The sequence below is a fragment of the Paraburkholderia tuberum STM678 genome (genome assembly GCF_902833905.1).
Classification (GTDB): Bacteria; Pseudomonadota; Gammaproteobacteria; order Burkholderiales; family Burkholderiaceae; genus Paraburkholderia; species Paraburkholderia tuberum.
In genome coordinates, this window is sequence record NZ_CADFGP010000202.1 from 1 (window position 1) to 332 (window position 332).

General features: G+C 65.4%; 1 pseudogene. It reads left to right on the forward strand.

The window, feature by feature from the left end:
- Nucleotides 1-332 (forward strand): annotated as a pseudogene (locus HWY30_RS40945) (ISNCY family transposase); the annotation flags it as partial.

The window sequence follows — 332 nt, forward strand, 5'->3', positions numbered from 1 at the left end:
GTATCCGGACGGACGCCTCGAGATCCGCGCCGATGGTGTCGCGCTGCCCTGTGTCCAGTACGACAAGCTTGCCGAGATCGACCAGGGCGCGGTGGTGGAGCACAAGCGTCTTGGTCATGCGCTGAAGGTAGCCCAGGCACTGCAGGCGCAGCGCGACAACCGCCGGATATCCGGCTCACCGTCACGCACGAACCGCGGTGAACCCGTGCGTACGAAGGCGCGGCTGCCTGGCACGAGGAAGCAGCGCGAAGTCACGCTCGAGGACTGGAATGCGGCAGTCATGGGGACACACCAGAACCCGGGAGGCTCGGTGCTAAAAACCCCTCCAGAGA